General features: G+C 63.1%; 21 protein-coding genes and 1 pseudogene. 12 read left to right on the forward strand and 10 right to left on the reverse strand.

All coding sequences use genetic code 11. The features are described from left to right. The first annotated feature begins 75 nt into the window (after window positions 1-75). Complete coding sequence (locus BM060_RS16650; protein WP_074981137.1) at window positions 76-1080, forward strand: D-2-hydroxyacid dehydrogenase family protein; 1005 nt, start codon at window positions 76-78, stop codon at window positions 1078-1080. Here BM060_RS16650 and BM060_RS16655 read toward each other — a convergent pair. From BM060_RS16655 to BM060_RS16675, 5 genes are read right to left on the reverse strand one after another with little or no spacing between them, the layout of a single operon-like run. Beyond that, complete coding sequence (locus BM060_RS16655; RefSeq protein WP_074981139.1) at window positions 1077-3191, reverse strand: TonB-dependent receptor family protein; 2115 nt, start codon at window positions 3189-3191, stop codon at window positions 1077-1079. The two genes, BM060_RS16650 and BM060_RS16655, sit on opposite strands and share 4 nt — an antisense overlap. Window positions 3192-3219: 28 nt before the next feature. Beyond that, the gene (locus tag BM060_RS16660) at window positions 3220-3663 is read right to left on the reverse strand and encodes a CopD family copper resistance protein (RefSeq protein WP_074981141.1); all 444 of its coding nucleotides are present in this window, start codon (window positions 3661-3663) and stop codon (window positions 3220-3222) included. Next, on the reverse strand, window positions 3660-4349 hold the full coding sequence (locus BM060_RS16665; protein WP_069866349.1) for an ABC transporter ATP-binding protein: 690 nt from the start codon (window positions 4347-4349) through the stop codon (window positions 3660-3662). Before BM060_RS16665 ends, BM060_RS16660 begins: the two co-directional genes overlap by 4 nt. Further along, window positions 4342-5094: an ABC transporter permease gene (locus BM060_RS16670; RefSeq protein WP_074981144.1), complete on the reverse strand. Its 753-nt coding sequence runs from the start codon at window positions 5092-5094 to the stop codon at window positions 4342-4344. The genes BM060_RS16665 and BM060_RS16670 overlap by 8 nt, the downstream gene beginning before the upstream one ends. 10 nt (window positions 5095-5104) lie before the next feature. Then, window positions 5105-6001, reverse strand: a complete 897-nt coding sequence (locus BM060_RS16675; protein ID WP_083426792.1) for an ABC transporter substrate-binding protein — start codon at window positions 5999-6001, stop codon at window positions 5105-5107. A gap of 151 nt (window positions 6002-6152) precedes the next feature. Here BM060_RS16675 and BM060_RS16680 point away from each other — a divergent pair, with 151 nt between their 5' ends. The 3 genes from BM060_RS16680 to BM060_RS16690 all read left to right on the forward strand — a co-directional run bounded on the left by BM060_RS16680 (window position 6153) and on the right by BM060_RS16690 (window position 10287). After that, window positions 6153-6866, forward strand: coding sequence for a Crp/Fnr family transcriptional regulator (locus tag BM060_RS16680; protein WP_074981149.1), 714 nt, complete (start codon window positions 6153-6155; stop codon window positions 6864-6866). Window positions 6867-7451: 585 nt separating this feature from the next. After that, window positions 7452-9110 carry an ATP-dependent nuclease gene (locus BM060_RS16685; protein ID WP_074981151.1) on the forward strand — a complete coding sequence of 553 codons (1659 nt, stop codon included), beginning with the start codon at window positions 7452-7454 and terminating at the stop codon, window positions 9108-9110. Continuing rightward, complete coding sequence (locus BM060_RS16690; RefSeq protein ID WP_074981153.1) at window positions 9103-10287, forward strand: UvrD-helicase domain-containing protein; 1185 nt, start codon at window positions 9103-9105, stop codon at window positions 10285-10287. Before BM060_RS16685 ends, BM060_RS16690 begins: the two co-directional genes overlap by 8 nt. 183 nt (window positions 10288-10470) lie before the next feature. On the opposite strand, the gene BM060_RS16695 is transcribed toward BM060_RS16690, so the two are convergent. Genes BM060_RS16695 through BM060_RS16705 form a run of 3 tightly spaced genes read right to left on the reverse strand, consistent with a single transcriptional unit; the run spans window position 10471 to window position 12360 of the window. Next, complete coding sequence (locus BM060_RS16695; protein ID WP_074981155.1) at window positions 10471-10935, reverse strand: PIN domain-containing protein; 465 nt, start codon at window positions 10933-10935, stop codon at window positions 10471-10473. Then, window positions 10935-12086 (reverse strand): ImmA/IrrE family metallo-endopeptidase, encoded by a 1152-nt coding sequence (locus BM060_RS16700; protein WP_074981156.1) that lies wholly within the window; start codon window positions 12084-12086, stop codon window positions 10935-10937. The genes BM060_RS16695 and BM060_RS16700 overlap by 1 nt, the downstream gene beginning before the upstream one ends. A gap of 1 nt (window position 12087) precedes the next feature. Beyond that, window positions 12088-12360, reverse strand: a complete 273-nt coding sequence (locus BM060_RS16705; RefSeq protein ID WP_074981158.1) for a ribbon-helix-helix domain-containing protein — start codon at window positions 12358-12360, stop codon at window positions 12088-12090. Window positions 12361-12844: 484 nt separating this feature from the next. Here BM060_RS16705 and BM060_RS16710 point away from each other — a divergent pair. Both BM060_RS16710 and BM060_RS16715 read left to right on the forward strand, forming a co-directional pair. Further along, window positions 12845-13828 (forward strand): annotated as a pseudogene (locus tag BM060_RS16710) (methyl-accepting chemotaxis protein); the annotation flags it as partial. 417 nt (window positions 13829-14245) lie between these two features. Next, on the forward strand, window positions 14246-14521 hold the full coding sequence (locus tag BM060_RS16715; RefSeq protein ID WP_043267059.1) for a hypothetical protein: 276 nt from the start codon (window positions 14246-14248) through the stop codon (window positions 14519-14521). Between the two features lie 64 nt (window positions 14522-14585). Here the strand turns inward: BM060_RS16715 and BM060_RS16720 are convergent, their stop codons facing one another. Continuing rightward, window positions 14586-15245 (reverse strand): glutathione S-transferase family protein, encoded by a 660-nt coding sequence (locus tag BM060_RS16720; RefSeq protein WP_074981162.1) that lies wholly within the window; start codon window positions 15243-15245, stop codon window positions 14586-14588. 298 nt (window positions 15246-15543) lie between these two features. Then, entirely contained in the window at window positions 15544-15618 is a 75-nt protein-coding gene (locus BM060_RS33740; RefSeq protein ID WP_370311620.1) for a hypothetical protein, read from the reverse strand. A 142-nt stretch (window positions 15619-15760) separates the two neighbouring features. On the opposite strand from BM060_RS33740, the gene BM060_RS16725 reads away from it, so the two are divergent. From BM060_RS16725 to BM060_RS16750, 6 genes are all read left to right on the forward strand, one after another. After that, entirely contained in the window at window positions 15761-16222 is a 462-nt protein-coding gene (locus BM060_RS16725; protein ID WP_169720932.1) for a hypothetical protein, read from the forward strand. Window positions 16223-16255: 33 nt separating this feature from the next. Continuing rightward, window positions 16256-16963: a peptidoglycan-binding domain-containing protein gene (locus BM060_RS33350; RefSeq protein ID WP_051878371.1), complete on the forward strand. Its 708-nt coding sequence runs from the start codon at window positions 16256-16258 to the stop codon at window positions 16961-16963. 14 nt (window positions 16964-16977) lie between these two features. After that, window positions 16978-18603 (forward strand): esterase/lipase family protein, encoded by a 1626-nt coding sequence (locus tag BM060_RS16735; RefSeq protein ID WP_174672450.1) that lies wholly within the window; start codon window positions 16978-16980, stop codon window positions 18601-18603. Window positions 18604-18683: 80 nt separating this feature from the next. Further along, the gene (locus BM060_RS16740) at window positions 18684-19520 is read left to right on the forward strand and encodes an AraC family transcriptional regulator (protein ID WP_074981164.1); all 837 of its coding nucleotides are present in this window, start codon (window positions 18684-18686) and stop codon (window positions 19518-19520) included. 51 nt (window positions 19521-19571) lie between these two features. Then, window positions 19572-20177, forward strand: coding sequence for a LysE family translocator (locus BM060_RS16745; protein ID WP_043315086.1), 606 nt, complete (start codon window positions 19572-19574; stop codon window positions 20175-20177). 207 nt (window positions 20178-20384) lie between these two features. Beyond that, window positions 20385-20667, forward strand: a 283-nt coding sequence (locus BM060_RS16750; RefSeq protein WP_143096595.1) for a transposase, incomplete at its 3' end; no start/stop codon positions are given.

Consider the following 20667-nt stretch of genomic DNA (forward strand, 5'->3'; position numbering starts at 1 on the left):
CGTCACCCACGAAATCCCCCCGGAAATCGGCTATCGTCCCGAGGCCGCTCACATGACCGCAGGGGCCGAACCCACATGCACATCGTCATCCCCGACGACTACCAACACGCGATCCGGACGCTCGACTGCTTCGCCCGCCTGGCCGGGCACGAGGTCAGCCTGATCCACGACCTGGGCCCGGCGTCGCCGGACGAGCTGGCGACGCGGTTCGCCGACGCCGACGCCCTGGTGCTCACCCGCGAACGCACACGCATCGATGCCGCGCTGCTCGACAGGCTGCCGAAGCTCAAGCTGATCAGCCAGACGGGCAAGGTCTCGGGCCACCTCGACCTCGACGCCTGCACCAAGCGCGGCATCGTCGTGACCGAAGGCCGCGGCTCGCCCGTGGCGCCCGCCGAACTGGCCTGGGCGCTCATCCTCGATGCGCGCCGGCAGCTGGTACCGGCCATCGAGGCATTCAAGGCGGGCCACTGGCAGGTCAATGTGGGCCAGGCACTGGCCGGGCAAACGCTGGGCATCTGGGGCTACGGCAAGATCGGCCAGCGCCTGGCGCGCTACGCCCGGGCGTTCGACATGCCGGTGCTGGTCTGGGGCAGCGAAGGCAGCCGGGCGGCCGCCACGGCCGACGGCCATCAGGCAGCGGCCTCTCGCGAAGCCTTCTTCGCCGAAGCGGACATCCTCAGCCTCAACCTGCGCCTGTCCGAACGCACGCGCCATGGCGTCACCTTCGACGACCTCACCCGGATGAAAAACAGCGCCCTGCTGGTGAACATCAGCCGCGCCGAGCTGATCGCCCCCGGCGCATTGCTCCAGGCCCTGGACGCGGGACGCCCCGGCTACGCGGCCGTGGACGTCTACGAACAGGAACCCCTGCTCGCCCCCGACAATCCCCTGCTGAACCACCCGCGCGCGCTCTGCACCCCGCACCTGGGGTACGTGGAGAAAAACGGCTATGAGCTGTACTTCGGCGATGCCTTCGACAATGTGCTGGCCTTCTTCGAAGGCAAGCCGAAGAACGTTGCTAACCCGCAGGCGCTGGCGGTGCGCCGCGGCGAGCAGGCTGGGAGCAACCGCCCCTAGAAAGCGTATTCCGCCCCCACGGTCAGGCTGCGCCCGTTGCCGCTGAGAAAGGTCGGCTGGCTGGCATCGGCGCGGTTGCGGATCACGTAGCTGCTGGCATAGGTCTTGTCCGCCAGGTTGTCGCCCTGCACGTACACACTCAGGCCCTCGCGCGCCTTGTAGGCGGCCTTGAGGCCCCAGAGCGCATAGGCGTCCTGATAGTTGTTGCGGGTGTTGGCGTGGTCTGTCGGGGTGTCCTGGGGCAGCCAGCGCAGGTTGGGCCCGACGCTCCACGGCCCGCGCCGGTAGAGCAGCTCGGCCGACCAGAGCTGGCGCGGCACGCCGGCGATCCGGTTGCCCTGGAACTCGCCGCCGCGGAAGCGGAAGTCGCTGAAGGTCCACGCCACCCGGTAGGCCAGGTCGCCGCCAATGCTGGATGCCGTCGGCAGCAAGCCGTTGAGCCCCGCTTCGACGCCGCGATGGCGGGTGCGCGAGCCGTAGTTGTAGGTTCCCACCTTCACCCCATAGGCGTCGCTGGTGGAGATCAGCTCGTCTTCCACGTCGCTCTGGTACAGCGTCAGGCTCCAGTCGGTGCGGGCGATGCGACCGGCGCCGCCGATCTCGTAGGTGGTAGCGCGCTGCACGTCGAGGTCGACCAGTTGCGCCTGCGCCGTCGCCGGGGCTGCGGGTGAGACTTCGGCGGAAACGATTTCCCAGAAGGTCGGCGCTTCGTGGCTGCGGCTGATGTTGGCGTACCAGCGCAGGTCCGGGCTGGGTGTCCAGTTCAGGCCGATCTTCGGCGTGGCGAAGTTCCAGCCCTGGTCAAGATGGCCGGCGCCATCGCGCGAATCCGCATCGCGGCTGACGTCGCTCCACTTCACCTCGGTCACCAGGGTCCAGTCCGCCGCCAGGTTCCAGTCCAGGCCGAGCAGCAGATCGAGGTTGGAGGCCGTGAGGTCGAAGTTGCCGAAACGCTGCATGCGGCTTCCGTTCTGGGGGTTGTTGGCGTACAGCTCGCGGGTCATGTCGCTGTAGGACCAACTGGCGCCCAGGCGGTAGCCGAACAGGCGCTGCTCGCCTTCGAGCAGCCATTGCGCGCCGAGCGTGTCGCTGTCGGTCAGGGTGTGGCTGAGCGGATCGGTGAAATCGTCCTGGGTGTTCTGCCCGTAGATGCCGAAGCTCTGCTGCCAGCCCGCCCCGCTCCACTGCGTACGGTTGGCCAGCCGCAGTTGCTGGGTATCGCGGTGCGGGTCACGCTGGTAGACGTTGAGCAGGCGGTCCTGCGGCGTGTTGCCGTCGCCCAGCACGCTGCGCGGGTCGTCCTTCAGGCGCGCCTTGGTGATGACGTTGGGAATCTCGAAAGTCAGGTCGCTGTAGGACAGGTAGCTGCGATTCTGTACGCCGTTGCCCAGGTCCAGGCCGAAGTTGCTCTGCATTATGGTGCGATGGGAAGCGGAGTGGTGGCGATAGCCGTCGTACTCGTCGTGGCTGACGCTCACCCGTCCATCGTACCGCCCCTCATCCAGCCCGGCGGCAGCCTGCAGGCCCTGGCGGCCGAAGCTGCCGGCCTCCAGGCGGACACGTCCGGCTTCGTCGGCGCCGGTCAGCGAGTTGAACTCCAGCTCGCCACCCAGCGCGGTGGCGCCGGGGCTGCCGGCGTTGGCGCCGCGGCGGGCACTGATCCACGACGCATTGCGCGGCTCCAGCAGGCCGATGATGAAGGAACCGTCGGCCTCGTTGAGCGGCAGTCCGTCCTGCAACAGCAGCACGCCGCGGTTGACCGGATTGCTCTGGATGCCCGAACCCCGGATGTTCAGGCGCGGCTGGTCGGTGCCGCCGAAGAAGTCCTGGATCACCAGGCCGGGCTGGTAGTCCAGCGCATCGCGCAGGGTCGCCAGGCGTGTTTCCTGTTGCGGCTCGGCGAGGTTGGTGCCGCCCGGTACGCGGGCCAGGCGCTGGCGCTCGGCCTGCGCGGACTGGCTGACCGGCGCGAGGCTTTTTTCGCTGATCTGCATCGGCTCCAGTTCGAGGCGGTCCTCCGCCGCCACCGCCAGTGGCAGCAGGCCGAGGGCCAGCAAGGGAAGTGAAAGTTTCGAGGAAAAGTGGCGTTTGGGGGAAGGACAACGACTCATGACAAGCTCCGTCTGCACGAAATCTGGCTTACCAGCTCAGGTAGAACATGCCCTTGGCCAGCAGCACGATGCCGACCATGTGGCTGAAGACGCTCAGGTGGATTCGGCGGAAATACGTCGAATTCATGCGCCCGCTGTGGAGCAGGAACATGGCGCTGAAGAAGTGCCCGAGCACGCTCAGGGCGAGCAGGATCTTCAGGCTCAGCAAGGTGCCGAAGGACGATGCCAGCGGGTCCGCCAGCAGCGGCAGGTAGCGCGTCCAGACCATGCCCAGGCCGGCGCCGAACAGCACCAGCAGCACCCAGGGCATCAGCCGCCGCGCACGCTTGCCGATGCCCTGCTCCACCTGGCGCATCACCGCGGCCGGCACGTACTTGCGCACGCTTTCGAGGATCAGCACCTCGAAGAACACCGTGCCGACGAACATCAGCGCGGCGAACAGGTGCAGGGTCAGCAGGATGGGATAGATCATGGCGCGGGTGCCTCCAGGGCAAGCAGGGTCTGATGCAGCACCGTCGCCACCTGGTCGGCGGCGTATCCGGTGAGGTCGAAGGGCTGCAACGCGCCGTCGTTGACCAGCACGAAGCGCTCCACCAGGCCGATCAGTTCGGCCGGATGGTGGCTGACGCAGAGCAGCGCCGCGCCCGAGCTGGCGAGCCAGTCGCGGCAGAGGTCGAGCAGGGATTCACGCAGGGCCGGGTCCAGCGCGCTGAATGGCTCGTCGAGCAGCAGCAGGTCCGGCTCGATCGAGAACGCGCGCGCCAGGGCAACGCGCTGGGCCATGCCGCCGGACAGTTGATGCGGCCAGGCGCGCTCGTGCCCGGCGAGGCCGACGCGTTCCAGCCAGTGGCTGGCCATCCGCCGCGCAGCCGCACGCTCGAGGCCGCTCGCCCGCAGGGGGATTTCCAGGTTCTCCGCGACCCGGCACCAAGGCAGCAGGCGCGGCTCCTGGAAGGCCAGCACGGGGTGGCGGAATCCATTCTCCAGCCGCCCCCGGCGGGGCTTCAGAAGGCCGGCAGCCAGGCGCAGCAGGCTGCTCTTGCCGGCGCCGCTGGGCCCGAGAATGCCGACCCGCTCGCCGGGCAGCAGGCGCAGGGAGGCATCGGCAAACACCCGACGCTCGCCCAGCACCAGATCGACGCCGTGCCACTCAAGCATGGGCGGCCTCCTGCCAACGGCCCATGCGCCGCTGCAGCGGCTGCAGCAGAAGAAACTCCAGCGCGGCGACCAGCAGCAGGATCAGCAGCGTCCAGGCATACAGCCCGGCGCTATCGAAGGTGCTGCGCGCATTGGCCAGCGCGAAACCGGCGCCACTTTCCGCGCCGAGCACTTCGGCCATCACCACCAGGCGCACGCCGCCGCAGGTGGCGATCAACAGCGCCGCGCCCAGCGGCGCGGTGAGTGACGGGATATAGAGCCGCCGCAACTTCTGCCAGGGGCTGAAACGGTAGACCCGCGCCATCTCCAGCAGGCCGCAGTCAACCATCTGCATGCCCTTGACGGTGTTCACGTACATGCCCGGCGCCAGCATCAGCACACTGATCAGCACCACCATGGCCGAACCGAGACCGACCCAGAGCATCGCCAGCACCACGACCACCACCGGCGGCACCGACATCAGCAGCCAGCGCAGCGGCTCCAGCAGACCGCGCACACGGGCGTCGAGCCCGGCCAGCAGCCCCAGGCAAAAGCCCAGCAGGCAGCCCAGGCCGACTCCCAGGACGATACGCAGCAGACTGGCGCCGGCATTGAGGCGGAAGTCGGCCTCGAAAGGCAGGCGGACCATGGCTTGCAGCGTCTGCCATGGCGTCGCCATGAGCAGCGGGCCCAGGCGCAGCGCCAGCAGCTGCCAGCCCACCAGCAGAAGCGCGCCGCCCAGCAAGGCCCAGCGTCGGGAAGTCATGGGTCTCATCTCAGGGCCCATAGAAGCTGGCGGGCGGCAGGGCGCCCCCGATTGCCTGTGGATGGCGCTTGGCGATCAGCCCGAACAGCGCCTCCAGCGGTCCACGCGCCGCGCTGGCGGAAACACTCTCCAGGCGCGTGACGCGGATGGACTCTTCCAGCGCCTCCACCGGCAGGTGCGGCAGGTGCCGATGGACCAGCTCCGCGCAGGCCCGCGGGTGCGCGCTGCACCAACGGGCGGACTCGGCGTAGGCGGCGTCCACCGCCCGCGCCAGTTCGCCGTCCTCGGCGCGCTGCGGGCTGCTCATCAGCCCCGCCTGAGGCAGTTCGGCCTGCTGCGGGAAGGCCTGCCGCCAGGCGCTCTCCAGGCTTTGCACGCGGTACAGCGGCGCCCCGCCCTGGCTGCGGTTGCGCCAAAGCAGCAGGGACACCGCCGGCTCCACCAGCAGGGCGTGATCGGCGCGGCCTGCCAGCAGCAGCGCCTGGGCGTCCTGGCCATCGCGGACCGGGCGCAGCGTCAGGTCCCTGCCCGGCTTCAGGCCGTGGCTGAGCAGCAATTCATCGACCAGGATCGCCGGCAGGTCGCGCTGGAACGGCAGCACCACCTCCTTGCCGGCCAGGTCGGCGAAGCCCTTCACCTGGGGGTCGCGGCTCACCAGCCAGATGATTCCCCACACCGAGACGTTGAGCAGCCGCACGGGCTGCCCGCGCCCGGCCATCAGCGCCGGCAGGTTAACCGGGGCGGCGCTGTAGTCGAGTTCGTTCTTGGCCAGCAGCACGCGCAACTGGTCGGGGTTCTGCCAGAGGCGGAATTCGACGCGCTCGGCGTACTGCTGCAGAGCGCCGCTCTCCACCATGTGCAGCAACGGGAAGCTCACCACCGCGCCGGGGCCGCCCAGCCGCAGCACCGCTTCCCTGGCCGTACCGGCAGGCGCCTGCAGGCACGCGCCGGCCGCCAGAACGAAAGAAAGGAGCAGGCGGGAGAGCCTTCGATTGATTGACTTGCGAATAAGACTTATCTTCATTCGCAGATCATTGCAGCCCGCCCGCACGCCACGAATGACAAATGTTAAGTTCGCGCCAGACCGCGGCGAATGCCTGCGATTGCTGGGCGCCATCCCCCTCTTCGCCGACCTGCCACAGGGCCTCATGGCCAGCCTGTGCGACTCGGCCAGTCTGCTGCGCGCCGAGGGCGGCAAACTGCTGTTCCGCGAAGGCGACCCGGCCGAGCACTTCCTGCTGGTGCGGCGTGGCTGCGTGGAAATGCTGCGCTTCACCTGCGACGGCGAAGAGCATGTCTTCCAGTTGTTCCGCGAAGGTCAACTGATCGCCGAGGCGGCCATGTTCATGCCCCACGGCCGCTACCCGATGAACGCCCGCTGCCAGGGTAGCGGCGAATTCTTCCGACTGAGCCGCAACGCGCTGCACAAGGCCTGCGAGGGCCATCCGCCATTGGCCATGCGCATGCTGGAAAGCCTCAGCCTGCGTCTCTACCGCCAGGTCAACGAGGTCGACTGGCTGACCGCCAGTTCCGCCTCCCAGCGCCTGGCCGCCTACCTGCTGGGCCTGCACCGTCGCCAGGGCGAAAGCCTGATGCTGCCGATCAGCCAACGCCAACTCGCCACCCACCTGGGCATTCGCCCGGAATCCCTCAGCCGCCTGCTCTCCGACTGGCAACAGGCGGGGCGCATCCAGGGCCGCCTCCGGCAATGGCGGCTGTGCGACCTCACCTACCTGCAGGACCTGGCCAGCCCGGCGGTACGCTCCTTCTGAGGGGGCCGGCTTGTGCTCGTAGTCACCACGATCATCGCCATGTCGCTAGTCGAGCGAGCTGTGCCTGCGACGCAACTGGCTGAAAGATCGTGCCTGGCTGAGCGCTTTCCACCTGCGCGGCCAGGAGGTTCCAGGGAGGTGCAAAGCCGCTCAATGGGGCTTGTCCACGCCGGAGCCGGACTGCGCCTGACGAATTCGAGATCGGTGCAAGAGGCCGGATTGACTAGGCTGCCGCTCTTCAGGGAACCTTCCGCCAGTGGCGGCTATCGGCCGAGGCTGTGTAAAAACGCTCGACCAATTTTGAGGTTCACGTTGCTACGTGAAATCTGAAGAAATTTTCCCAGTTGGCTCGCCCAAAATTCGCAAGCGAACGCGAAATTTGCTCATTTTCTGAGCAGCTATCGTTTTCGAAAACGTTTTTACACAGCCTGGGCCAGAAGCAGCCATTGGATGTGACTACGATTCAAAACTGCTCTAGACGTTCGTCTTCAACTGGTAGCCATATGGACAGCACGCACCACCCGAGGTACGGTTCAGTCAATATGGCAATACGCCATCATCAAGTGATGCCTAGAGGGATTTAGAGTGCACGTTAAATCGATCAAGCTGATCAACTTCAAAAAATTTCGCGACGAACTTTTAGACTTCAACGACGACGTTAATATTTTCGTCGGCGACAACAATGCTGGTAAAAGCACAATCTTGGAAGCGTTAGAAATTGTGCTCAATTACAATCATCGTGGACGGCCCTTCAACGGCGAGTTCTCCCCGGATCTTTTCAATCAGGATGCCGTTAATCAGTTTCTCGCCTCAGATTTGAGCTTCAAGCACCTGCCCAACCTGATTATCGAAGCCTACATTGACGGTGTGCCTGAGTACCGAGGCTCGAATAACAGCCTCAAGGCTGACGCCCAGGGCATTGTGGTACAAGCCTGTTTCGACCCGTCGCTGGAGGCCGTTTACGAGAGCCACCTGCTGACCAAGCCGAACATCACCAGCATCCCGATCGAGTTCTATAAGGTGGAATGGCTAGATTTCGGCTGGAACCCGATAAAGCCGATCGCCAAGAAGTTCAAGGCACTGTATATCGACCCCACACGTATCCACCCCACCATGGGGAAGAACCAGTACATTTCGAGCATTCTCAACACCGCGTTGGCGAAGGAAGAGCTCGTCAAGCTGACCCTCAATTATCGCGAAAACCTGCAGGTGTTTAACAACTCCGGAGAGGTCAGGACAGTCAATGCCAGCCTTGATGCGGGTCACCTTATCACTGATAGCAAGCTCACCATTGCAGCAAGTACGTTACCTGCGGGCTCCATCCAGACCGGTCTGCAGCTTGAAGTCGATGATGTGCCGTTTCACTTCATCGGCAAGGGTGAACAGAGCAATGTGCAGATCAAACTGGCGATTCAGAACAAATCCCACGACATCGATCTAGTGATGATGGAAGAACCCGAAAATCATCTGTCTCACACCAATCTGAACAAGCTGGTGCACTACATCGAAACCCAGCGGGGAGACAAGCAGCTGTTCCTGACCACCCACAGCGCATATGTGTTGAACAAGCTGAGCATCGACAAGATTTGCCTTGTGCAGTCAGGGTACAAAAGGTTGCATACGCTAGACCCTAAAGTGGTGAAGACCCTCAAGCGTCTTCCTGGCTACGACACCTTGCGGGTGGCACTGTCGGGCAAGGTCATCTTGGTCGAGGGTCCGTCGGACGAACTGGTGCTCAAGAAAATCTACCAACGAAAACATAACCGACTGCCTGAGCAGGACGGGATAGATATCATCGTGGTACGCGGTGTGGGGTTCAAGACGTTCATCGAGTTGGGTAAAGAGATCGGTACCAAGATCCATGTGCTCAGAGATAATGACGGCGACTATCACGGTAACGTTGTGCTAGGACGTCTGGAATACGCTGCGTTCCCTAACATCCAGCTGTTCTCGTCGATGAACAACGCTGAGTTTTCGCTTGAGCCAGCGATGATTTATGCCAACGCAGTTGACATCAAGACCCTTGACGCTTTCGCGAAGGAAGTCTTGTCGACGGAAACCTTCAATATCTACAACGCAGAGGTCTCTCTGGAGGATCGAAGGGAGAATCTGATCCGCTGGTTCAAAAGCGTAAAGGGCAACGGTAAAGGCGCTCGAAAGGTCGATTCGGCGGTGAAACTGTTCGATGGCGCGCTGGACTTCAAGTACCCGGCCTTCTTGGACGAGGTGCTCGATTTTGCCTAATGAACTCTGGATCGCGGGAGCCGGGTCAGGGAAAACGCACAAGATCATTACTGAAGCCATTGAGGCCATCAAGGCTGGTGGGCGTGTGCTTGTAGTCACCTACACGACCAATAATCAGGCAGAGTTACGCACTCGTTTTGTTGAGCTGTATGGTGCTAGCAGTGAGCACTTCGTCGTCAAGGGGCTGTTCTCTTTTTATCTGGAGGATATGGTACGTCCCTATCAGAGCGAGGTATTTCCAGATCGGATCACGACTATCTCGTTCACTGAGAACAACCCTCACTTGATACCAGGTACAACCTACTACATTGAAGGCAGAGCTGAAAAATCAGAAGACGGCACGATCAACCCGCTGCATTACCTGACGCCCTGCAAAACCAAGGCTTACTCTGGATTGCTGGCGAAACTTTCGACCCTCATTGCGAAGCTATCCAAAGATGCCCCTGCCAAGCGGCTGAAAGAGATTTATCAAAGGATCTTTTTTGATGAAGTGCAGGATTTGGTCGGTTGGGACTACGACGTGATCAAATCACTCAACAAGGTCATGGTCGACTCGATCTGTTGTGTCGGCGACTTTCGACAGACAATCTACACCACGACTTTCGGCCATAAGGCTCCGCAGACGCCTCAACAGAAGGTCGATTACTTCGTCGGAAAAATGAAGTTCGAAAAGCATTCGATGCCGACGAATCGCAGGTGTATCCAAGAAATCTGCGATTTCTCCGACACGATCCACCCTGGGCTGTATGACAAGACGGTGTCGGGTATCGAGAAAGTTCCAGACGAAATATCGCATCACCATGGCATCTTCATAGTGAAGCAATCTCAGGTGAGCGATTACCTGGCAGCGTTTCAACCCCAAGTACTGCGCTGGTCGTCAACCACCGGCACTGGATACCTACCGGCTAACCTTATCTGTTACACGTTTGGTTCCTGCAAAGGCTTAGGCTTTGATCGAGTGCTTGTGATCCCGTCAGATAAACATCTGAAGTTCGTTGGCGGGAATGCCAAGGTGTTCGACAGGGATAAAACGGAGGAGTCGCGAAACAAGCTATATGTCGCGATCACCCGCGCGCGCTATAGCCTGGCCTTCCTCGTCGAGGACAAGAAGGTGAAAGGGCTCCCTTATCCCATATGGGATGGCGCTGGCGCGCTCACTGCAGCGATTGAAAAGTGAGGCGCAGAGGCTGGCGAATCATCAATGTCGAGATAGATGAAATACTCTATGTCTCATAGGCACATCGAATGGCTGCTTTGGGCCGATTGCTGCCCTTCATCACAGGCAGCTACCGGCCAGAAGCAGCCGGTCACAAACGGTAGAATCCGAACATAGATGAATATTCAGCCGCAAAGCTGCGACCTAGAACACCCATCCCTCTTTCTCCATAAAGCCCTCAAGGCTTAAGAATGGGATTTTGAAGTGCGAGCAAATATTCGGGATTTTCACTGCGTTTGGCTTGAGCCGCTCTAACGTCACAACTGTCCCACCAACGGCAAAGGCTCGGGCAATGAGGAAGGCGTCTGCATTGCGACCGCCCTTGATGAGTTTTTGCCTTTCAATATTGGCTTGAAAGTGAGGAACAGCGTAGATTTTTGCGACGAATCCCGCTTCGGTAGCATCAGGGATGGTGAATAGACCGGCATTTGCCTTAGCCCAGTCAGTATCGGTACCTGAACCGTCGTGTAATTCGCGATATGCCTCGCGTGTGGACGTGATCATGCCTTTATCGACCAACTGATCAAATTGCTTCCAAAGCGATACGAAGCGTGAGCGATAGTAATTTTTGTGGAGGGCCGAAATAACGGTGGTGTCGAGTACATACATTAGAGGCCACCCCACGCAAATTTTTCTGCAAAGGTGGGCAGGCTCTTCGGCTTGAGATTCAAGTACTCGGCTAGCTGCCCTTGATCGAAGCGATTCTGGTAGTACCTGGTAAACGCGAGGTCTATGTAACGTTGTCCCAAGTAGGCACGGTGGCTGTTGTAGTAATTGCCGGAAGATGAACTCTTGGGTTTTACCTGCGCTGCCCATGTATCGGCTGCGGCGGAGTACTCATCAGCACTGACCAGTTTCCGATCAAGGAACTTGCGATAGATCACCTCGCGACTGACATTAAAGCGCTTGGCAATCTGCTCTGCGGCCGCGCGACTGATTTGAACTCCAACAAGTATATCGTCAAGCACATTGTCAGGGACTAAGACGCGAGCGGCTAGGCCATTGCAGATGACTTCAATCTTTCGGTCTTCATCGCCTAAGTGCTTGAGATACGAGTCATCAAGAATATCGATGCCGCTGGTATGGAAAAGCAAATGCCCTAGCTCGTGGAAGAGCGTAAATATCTGCCTCGACTTCGTTGCGCTGTTGTTGATGTAGACAACCGGAAACTCGGCATCGTAGAGGCAGAATCCGAAGTAATTCGGGGTGTGGAAGGCATCCTTAAAGGCGTATACCCCGGCGCGAGCTGCAAATATCTCACGCCAATTATCGAGCGCCTCGTCCACGCTTTTCCAACTAGCCTGCTCCTCGATGGAGACTCCGAGATAGCTTCGCACTTCTGCTGCGATGTCATCGATGGAAGTGTTGGGCGAAAACTTCAAGTCGCGGGTTATCAAGCTCTTCGACGGATTGGTGCCGTCATTCAGCTCCGCCAAGTTGATTTGCATGGCTTGGCCACGACGCAACAGCAGCCGAATGTTGCGCGGGATCGCAGCGAAATCATCGGCTGGAAGCGTACGGAAGGATTGCTGAACAGAGGGCAGTGCCGGCGGGCTCGGGAAGAAAAATACGGCGACAGGAGTTTTGAATTTGTCGGCCATCTCCTCAATCTGGGCATAGGAGGGCAATGCTTCTCCAGCTTCCCACGCTGCGATTTTCTTAAAGATCAGGCCGGCATCTTCTATTGAATAGCCGGCACGTTCGCGCGCCCATTGGACGACAGCGGGGGTAATCGGCAGGCCTTCCTTTACGTCTGCCATTTCAGTGGTCTCCACCCATCTTCATAGATAATGGCACGGGCACGTCGTGCTTTATGAATAGGTCTAGCAACGCTTCGGCCAGGCAGTCTTTTACGTTCTTGCCGTTCCTAGATTGCACCATGCGTAAGCACGATTTCACGTCCGCAGGGAAGTATGCAGAAATGTTGACCTCGCCTTCCTTGTGGACCTGACGAGCCTGGGGGATGGCCACCGGCACGCCCGCCCTCTCGACCTTCACTGATTTATCGGATTGCTGCAAGTGCGTCTTAGGCATGCGGAGTGTCGACTTGAGAGATTGAGAGATTGAGAGATTGAGAGATTGAGAGAATCTAGCCCATAAGCGACGCTTGCAGGAGTCAGGCTGCTGAACGGTTAGAAGTGGTGGCGTCGCCTGAATGAAGGTCCGCGCTCAGCCACAGGCGATCATTTTGGAGAGTCCGCAATATTAGGACGATTTCAGCGGGGGCAGCAGGCAGCTTTTGGCCGGTTGCAGCCAATGGTGAACGGCAGATAGCCACTAACCCATGTTCCCCCCACATTTTGGACCCTGTCGATGCCGGGTCAGCGTGCAGGCCGGCCGGGAAGCTTGCCAACTTCGGAACCAGCACCGCGCTCAGCAAGGCCCGGCGAAGTCCCTGCTCCCTCCGCTCGCCCGCAACCAAAAACAACCCTCCCCTTCCCTCACCGCCCCCTTTTACATATAAGATATGATTTCATATTAATTTGACATCACCGCAAGCGGCGAGGAGTGGCGAGGCATGTGGTTCGCAAAGGGGGCGAAGGAACTGGCGGGTGAGGTGGGTGAGCTGTGCCGGCAGTGGCTGGCGGGGAATTGGCGTAGCCCGGCCGAGTGTGCCGCGCTGAACCGCCACCGCGAGCTTGCGCTGGCCCTGCAGGATGTTCAGAGCCACTGGCAGGAAGACCGCGCCACTCTCGCACGCCTGGCGGAACGTCACGACCGCGTCGATGAAACCCAACTGCAGGAACTGCAGGCCTCGCTCAGCTTGCGCGAGCAACAGCAGGCCGAGACCGAGCAGGCGCTGAAGCGTGCCGAGGAGTGGGCCACTGCAGTCGAGGCGGAGCGGGCGCGGCTGCTGGAGGAGCAGCAGGTGTGGGAGTTGACCAAGCAGACGCTGACCGAGGGTTGCTGGGACCTCAGCGTGGTCGATGGCAACCCCGATCATCCCGACAACGTGATTCGCTGGTCGGATCAGTTCCGTTCGTTGATCGGCTACAACCGCCAGGAGTTTCCCGATGGCTGGGACAGTTATTTCGCCATCACCCAGCCCGAGGACCAGCAGCGCGTCATGCGCGCCTTCGGCGAGATGATGGCCGACCCCACCGGGCAGCGCGTCTATGTCGTCGAGTACCGCATGCGTCACAAGACCCGCGGCGACCTGTGGTTCCGCGAGCGCGGGCGTTGCCTACGCGATGCCAATGGCGTGCTGTTGCGGGTGACCGGCGCAACCCGGGAAATCACCGATGAGAAGGCTGCGGAGGCGCTGCGCGAGCGGGAGCAGGTGAGCATCCAGAACACCTACGCCGAGATTTCGCAGATGGCGGGCGTGATCAAGGGCATTGCCGAGCAGACCAACCTGTTGGCCCTGAACGCGGCCATCGAGGCGGCGCGGGCGGGTGAGCAGGGGCGAGGGTTTGCCGTGGTGGCCGACGAGGTGCGCAACCTGGCCAAGCGCACCCAGGACTCGGTGCTGCACATCCAGTCGATGCTCAACAAGCAGCAGGGCCAGGGCTGATCTCAGCGAAATCGGCCCCTGTTCCATCCGAAATCTCCCACCCACATTCGCCCTTGTGAGCCTACAAACCCCGTCGATAGATTCCGTTCCTGCCACGGTCAATCCCGTGGCCCGGATCGCAGTCCGGCGATAACCAACGTGCACGAAGCGCCGACGCACCTTGCACAGGCGCTTTTTCTTGCCTGCTGTTATGTGCAGCCATGGCGAGCCGTGCGGGGCAGGCTTCGGCCTGGCCGGTCTTTACGTTGGTTAACCGGTACTGCGACCCCGCACGGTCCGCCGCCCTTTCCGGGCGGGCGGCTCCTTCCTCCGAAACAGGAGCAACGGAAATGCCTAAACACCCACTGTTCGTTGTACGTGCCTTGCTGTCCTCCCTCCCCTTCGCCTCCATCCCGGAGGTGCGTCATGCCTGATCGCAAGCTGGTACCGCTGCAATCCCAGGCCTTCGATGGCGTGCTGTATGTCGACCTTTCCGCCCCGGCGGAGCATCTCTACGACGTGGCCGAACGCCGGCTGAACGCGCTGGAGGACCTGCTGCGGGTGCTGGAGGTGCACGAAGGCCATGATGTGCTGGTGCATGAAACGGCGCGGGTCGCCTCCGCCCTGGTGCCGCTGGTGGGCGAGGCCCGGCAGTTGTATGAGCTGGCGCGCAAGCGCGCACTGGCCCCCGCCAACGCGTAACTCCGCTCCACTGCCTGACCAGGCCGGCGCCCGTGTGAACGGGGCCGGCCTTTTTCGTGCGGGCTCAGTCGCGGTCGGGCGCGCCCAGCGGGAACAGCGGGCGGTAGGGCCGGGCCTCGTCCACCGCCCTGGCGAACGAGGGGCGCGCCAGCAGGCGGGCGCGGTAGGCGCGCAGGGTCGGGTAGGTCTCGCCGATGGGGTGCGTCCAGTCGGCGTAGAACAGCGAGGGCGCGGCCGCGCAGTCGGCCAGGGTGAAGGCTTCGCCCGCGGCCCAGGTGCGGCCCGGCAGCTGGCCTTCCAGCCAGGCGTAGGCGCGTTCGAGCTTTTCCACCGCGTCGGCCACGGCTTCCTGGCGCTTGCTCGCGTCGCCCGTCAGCGCGCCGCCCACGGCGTGTTGCACCGGCGTCATCACGTGCAGGTCGAAGAAGCGGTCGAGAAAGCGCACGTCCAGCGCCGCCAGCGGGTCGTCCGGCAGCCAGCGCACGGGGCCGCCGTGGGTGAGCTGCAGGTATTCGATGATGATGCTGCTCTCGGCGAGGCTGCGCTCGCCGTCCAGCAATAGTGGGAACTTGCCCAGCGGCCATAGCCGCAACCACTGCGCCGCGTGCTGCGGCGTGTCGGGGCCGATGCAGCGGAATTCGAAGGGCGTCTGGTTCTCGTACAGCGCCATCAGCACCTTCTGGGTGTACGAGGAAAACGGATGACCGTAGAGCACGAGCGCCATGGCGGACCGCCTGTTTGCTGTGGGTGTGCCAGCGGCAAGTGGTAGCACAGCCTGCCGGGGGCTGCATGCCAACCGACCGGCGACGCGTTGTCCAGTGGTCGCTTTTCATTATCGACAATGTATATAAATTCCTGGCGCCTTATATTCGGCAGAGGTTCAAAAGACCACGAAAACTGTCACCTGGAATTTACACTTCCAATAACAAAATCAAATAAGAATTTCCTACATGATTTCATTCCAAGATTATCGAAAAATACTCTGCGGGCGCCTTGGACAGGTAGGCGAACGACAGCTAGCTTCAGCTTGAACGCCGCAGTCCTGGCGCCCTCCACCATCCACAGGGAAGTACGAAGATGGCCTTCGATCGCTTCAATTCCCGTATTGCAATCACCCTCGGCCAATTCACTTTATTGAAACGCGCCGACCTGTTATTCGACCGTTATAGCGAGCCCTATATAGTTTCCCTCGCCATCGATACTTCGAATATCCAGCAGGGTGCCCTTACTTTCAATTACATGCCCTTCCCGAAAGTTCGCCAGGGCTCGACGGTGAGCATGCTCGGCGACGGCCACCTGCTGTATGGCCCGGCCAACCCCGGCGAGTACGTCGCGCTGTCGTTGCTGATGATGGAGTCCGACCGCGACCTGCGCGAGGCGGGCGAGCGCATCCGCGACGTGGTCGGCAGCAAAGCCGCCGACCTGGGGCTCAAGGCGGTGATGCTGGCCAACCCTGGCTCCGCCGCCGTGGTCGCCTTGCTCAAGGAACTGACCGCCTTCACCGCCGGGCGCCTTGCCAGCGATGGCGACGACGAGCTGTTCCGCACCGAGGGCGCCTTCCTGCGCGACCAGCCCAACCCCTACCACATCAACCGCAGCTACCGGCAGGGCAACGACTTCATCGACCTGGAGTTGCGCATCCTCCCGCTCGACGCCCCCAACGGCGAAGGCGCCACCCCGCAGACGGTGGAACTCGCCTGAGCCCTGCCCCGCCCCATTACCGAGGAACGCACCATGGTCACCGGACTGGATCTGTACACGCTCGCCGCCACGAAAAAGAACCAGAAGTACGCCAACGTGCTGGTCCCCAAGGACAACCCCAACTGGAACGGCCCCTGGGACTGCGCGGAATTCGTGTCCTGGGTGGCCTACCAGAAGCTGAAGAAGCTCTACGGCTGCGTGAACAACCAGGGCAACCCGGCGACCACCGAGGCCTATTCCGGCGCCTGGGTGCATGACGCCAGCAACGGCACCCTCATCCCCACCAACGAGGCCGACGCCATGCTCACCGCCGGCGTGGTGCTGGTGCGCAAGCCGCCGCTGCCCGGGCACATGGGCCACGTCGCCATCACCGACGGCGCCGGCAAGACCATGGAGGCCGCCGGCACCGGCCTGGGCGTGCGCGCCGGCAATGTCACCGGGCGCGTCTGGGACTATTACTGCCGCCTGCCCGGTGTGAGCTACAGCAGCAACCCGGGCACGCCCAGGCTCAAGCCGCCGCCCTCGGTCATCCGCCTGGAGCAGCCGAACGTGAAAGGGCCGAAGGTGACGGAAATCCAGCAGGCGCTGAAGGCGGCCGGCTTCGACCCCGGCAAGATCGATGGCGCCTACGGCCCGCACACCACCGCGGCCGTGGCCGCCTTCCAGACCACCCACCGCCTGGTCGCCGATGGCGTCGTCGGCCCGGCCACCGCGCGCGCACTGAAGATCCAGTGGCCCTGAGCAGGAGACCGAGCATGGAACAGCAACCGATGAAGGCGCCCTTCTACCCGATCATCTACGTGCGCGGCTACGCCATGAGCCGCGGCGAGATCGACGAGACCACCGCCGACCCCTTCTGCGGCTTCAACCTGGGTTCCACGGTGATGCGCGCGGTGGCCACCGCGGGCGCGCCGCCGCGCAAGTTCGTGTTCGAGTCGCCGGTGATCCGCCTGGCCAGCCAGTTCGGCTACGGCGACGTGTACGAGGACGGCTATGACGTCCTCGACCCCAACTGGCTGGCGCAGAAGAACAACAAGCTGGCCGCCCGCTCCATCGTCATCTACCGCTACTACGACCCGGCCTCCACGCTGCTGGGCGTCGGCAAGACGCCGAGCATGGAGCAGTTCGCCCAGGGCCTGAGCGAGCTGATCCTGCACCTGCGCGACCTGGCCTTCGCCAACCCGGCCAACGAGTTGGCGAAGAAGGAAGACTTCCGCTGCCACCTGGTGGCGCACTCCATGGGCGGCCTGGTCTGTCGCACCTTCCTGCAGAACCCGGCCTGCGGCTCGCCGGAGGCACGCGCGGCGGTGGACAAGTTCTTCACCTACGCCACGCCGCACAACGGCATCGACATGGTCGGCGTCAACGTGCCGAGCCTGCCGGTGTTCTCGCTGCCGTTCGACATCGAGAACTTCAACCGCGACAAGCGCATGCGCGAATACCTGCGCCTGCCCAAGCTGCCGAAGGGCTACGACAAGGTCGACCTGCTGCCCGAAAGCGCCCTGCCCTCCAGCCGCGTGTTCTGCATGGTGGGCACCAACCGCAGCGACTACGAGGTGGCCGCGGGCCTGTCGCGCACCTTCGTCGGCCACGGCAGCGACGGCCTGGTGCGCATCGAGAACGCCACGCTGCACGGCCTGAACGCCGACGGCACCCTCGGCGAGGAATGCGCCAAGGCGTTCGCCTACCGCGCGCATTCCGGCTTCTTCGGCATCGTCAACAGCGAGGAGAGTTTCCAGAACCTGGTGCGCTTCCTGTTCGGCAACGTGCGCGTCGACATCTGGCTGGACATCGACGAGCTGCGCCTGCCCAAGGAAGTGCTCGATGCCGCCGACGGTGCGACGGTCAACGCGCTCTACCAGATCGAGCTGCTGGCCTCGCCGCGCAGCAAGCCCTGGTACCTGTCGCGGCGCACGGCGGAGGAGGATTCCGCGGCCTGCCTCACCCAGGCCGAGTGGAAGCCGGGCACGCAGCTGTACCTGTCCAGCGTGTTCCTCGCCGAGTTCGGCAAGGTCGACCCCGAACTGCCCGGCCTGGCCTACAGCCTCACCCTCGGCGTGCGGGTGCCGGACTACGAGATCGACAAGCGTTTCTGGCCCAACAGCCATTACGAAGGCAGCTACCTGTACCGCGACACCGTGATCATCCAGCTGGAGCGCCCCACCGACGGCAGCGACCAGTGGACCATCCGCTACGCCTGGCAGAACACCGGGATGAACACCGCGACCATCCCGCTGCAGGCCAAGGAGCTGGACGGCAGCGGCATCCAGGTGCTGCTGCCGATCGACAGCGACGTCCACGGCAACCCCGACGCCGCCGCCATCAAGGGGCAGGTGCGGTTGATGGTTTCGACCTGGAACCCGGAGGGCACCTGGCCCTGACGGCCGGCTGCACAAATCTTCCAGACGCCGCCCGCCCGCGCGGTATGCTGAACGACTCGCGGGCGCGGCGGAGGCGCGGCATGCACAGCGACAACTGGATCGACCTGGCGCAGGATGCCGACACCGGCATCGAGACGCTGCGCGCCCATTTCAAGGGGCATGCCTACGATCCGCACTGGCACGACAGCTACCTGATCGGCTTCACCGAAACCGGCGTGCAGCAGTTTCGCTGCCGCCAGGCGCGCAACGTCAGCACGCCGGGCAAGGTGTTCTTCCTCGAACCCGGGGAGATCCACGATGGCGATGCGCCCACCGCCGGCGGTTTCACCTATCGCATGCTCTATCTCGATCCGCAGTGGCTGGAGCGCGAGGTGGGCGCGCTGTTCGAGGAGGCCCCGGCCGATTGCCAGTTGAGCGTGCCCCAGGTGCTGTTCGACGACGCACGCATGGCCGCCGCCATCGACGCCGCCTTCCAGGCCGTGCATGGCCAGGACCTGCGCATCGTGCGCCAGGCGGCCCTCGACGAGCTGCTCGGCGGCCTCACCCAGCGCCTGCACTGGCGCAAGCGCATCGACGACCACCCGCGCCTGCCTCTGGTGGCCCTGCGCGCCCGGGACTACCTGCACGCCAACCTGATGCAGGACATCGACCTCGACGACCTGGCCCGCGCCGCCGGCTGCGACCGCTTCCGCCTCAGCCGCGCGTTCAAGGAGGCCTTCGGCCTGCCGCCGCACGCCTACCTGATCCAGCTGCGCCTGGCCCGCGCGCGCCAATTGCTGGGCCGCGGCCTGGCCCCGGCGCAGGTCGCCGCCGACCTCGGTTTCGCCGACCAGAGCCATCTGGGGCGCTGGTTCCGCCGCGCCTATGGCGTTACCCCGGCGTACTACCGGCAGCGCTGCTCAAAGCTTCCAGACTGACGCCCGGGCCGCGGCGAGGATAGCGGCTCCACGTCCCACGGAGCCCATGCCATGATCCAGGCCCTGCAGCAATGGCTGCCCTTCCTGTTGTTCGCTTTCGTCGCCGCCATCACCCCGGGGCCGACCAACCTGCTGATCTTCAGCAACAGCGCCCGCCACGGCTGGAGCGCGGCGCTGCCCATCGTCTTCGGCGGCTGTGGCGGCGCGGCGCTGGTGGTGCTGGCGGTGGGCAGCGGCCTGGGCGAACTGCTCGCCGGGCGGCCGCAGGTGCAGGGCATCATGGCTGCCGCCGGGGTGCTGTGGCTGACCTGGCTGGCCTGGCAGATCTGGAGCAGCCCGCCGCCCGGGCTGGAAGATGCCGCTCCGGCGCGGCGCGTTGGCCTGCTGGATGCAGCGCTGTTGCAGTTGGTGAACCCGAAGAACTGGACGGTGGCCCTGGCGGTGATCGGCGTCTATGCGGGGCAAGGTGATGACCGGCTGTTGCGCATCCAACTGATGTCGCTGTTGTTCTTCATGGTCGGCGTGCCGTGCCTGAGCGCCTGGGCCGGGCTCGGCGCCGGCAGTGCGCGGTTGTTGCGCTCGCCGCGGGCGCTGCAGCGGTTGAATCGGGGGTTGGCGGTGCTTCTGGTGCTGTCGGCGTGGGCTGGGGTTTTGTAGGAGGGGTGGAGCGGGGAGGCCTGTGGTGTGTGGCCTGAAGAGCGCCCTCTCCCTAACCCTCTCCCTGAAGGGAGAGGGGACCGTTCGGAGTGCGTTGGTGTTTCGGCGTTAGATGGCTAGCGCAGGGATTGCCGGCTGGAACTGTGGTGGTTCAATTTCCTCGGACACCTCGATAGGTGGAAAATCCACTGAATAGAGGAGTCATTCATGAGCCGTAAACGCAGAGCATTCGATGCCAGCTTCAAGCTGCAAGTCGTCCAGATGATCAAAGACCAGGGCCTGAGCATTACGCAGGTCTGTCGAGACATGGACCTGGGAGAGACGGCAGTTCGCCGCTGGGTTCAGCAATACGAAGCCGAGCTGTCGGGGCAGGCGGGAGTGGGTAAGCCGCTGACACCCGAGCAGCAGCGGATTCGTCAGTTGGAGGCCGAGAATCGCCAGTTGAAGCAGGACAACGACCTGCTAAAAAAGGCCTCGGCCTTCTTCGCCC

It is taken from the genome of Pseudomonas citronellolis (assembly GCF_900112375.1).
Taxonomy (GTDB): Bacteria; Pseudomonadota; Gammaproteobacteria; order Pseudomonadales; family Pseudomonadaceae; genus Pseudomonas; species Pseudomonas citronellolis.